We start from the raw sequence: 1,016 nt of genomic DNA, 5'->3' as shown, positions 1-1,016 counted from the left end.
CACTGGATGTGGTGGCCGATGCTTGGCGGCCTGGTGGTCGGCATAGGCGGGCTGATCGAACCGCACGCGCTCGGTGTCGGCTATGACAACATCACCGACATGCTGGATGGCCGCACCGTCGCGACAGCGGCCCTTCTGCTGCTGGTGGTCAAGGCGATCATCTGGTCGGCAGCGCTCGGCTCGGGAACGTCGGGAGGTGTGCTGGCGCCGCTGTTGATCATGGGTGGGGCTATGGGCGCTGTGCTCGCCGGCGTTCTGCCTGCCGCGGATCCCGGTTTCTGGGCGCTGCTGGCAATGGCCGCCACGATGGGCGGCACGATGCGTGCGCCGCTGACCGCCACGTTCTTCGCCGTCGAACTGACCGGCAACACACATATGCTGGTGCCGCTGATTGCTGCCTGCGCCGCGGCGCACGCCGTCACCGTGCTTCTGATGAAGCGGTCGATCCTGACCGAAAAGATCGCCAGAAGGGGACATCATCTGGTTCGCGAATACCGCGTCGACCCTTTCGCCCTGACCAGGGTGCGCGAGGTGATGACCCCACAGGTCGAAAGCGTGCCGGCGACGATGACGCTGCATGGCGCTGCGGCATTCCTGACAGCGCCGGAAACACGGCATCCGAGTTTCCCGGTGGTCGATGAGCACGGCCATGTGCTGGGCCTCATCGATCCGCCGGCGATATTGCGCTGGAGACGCGCCGGCACGCACCGCACCACCACGCTTGGCGAACTGCTGGCCGGCAGCAAGGTGACGCTGGCCTATCCGGACGAATATCTCGAAGGCCTCTCCGACAAGCTGCTGACGGCCAACGTCTCTCATCTGCCCGTCGTCACTCGCGAAGGCTCTTTGCTGGTCGGCTATGTCGGCTGGAAGGATTTGATGCGCGTGCGGTCCAGGAAACAGGCCGAGGAGCGCGAACGTTCGACCTTGCTTGGCTTCGGCACCAGACGCAGGAAGAAGGAAGCGGCGGTCGAGGGCCTCTAGAAATCCGTTCCGCGCTTCGCCCACTCCAGGAC

The 1,016-nt window shown here is 65.1% G+C and carries 1 protein-coding gene; it reads left to right on the top strand.

Annotated features, from left to right (window positions below; translation table 11 throughout):
• Positions 1 to 984, top strand: a 984-nt coding sequence (locus EN939_RS35600; protein WP_164751577.1) for a chloride channel protein, incomplete at its 5' end; no start/stop codon positions are given.
• Between the last annotated feature and the right edge of the window lie 32 nt (positions 985 to 1,016).

Source organism: Mesorhizobium sp. M7A.F.Ca.CA.002.05.1.1 (assembly GCF_003998335.1).
GTDB lineage: Bacteria > Pseudomonadota > Alphaproteobacteria > Rhizobiales > Rhizobiaceae > Mesorhizobium.
Note: the sequence above shows the minus strand (reverse complement) of the source record. Positions and strands in the feature narration are given on the sequence as shown.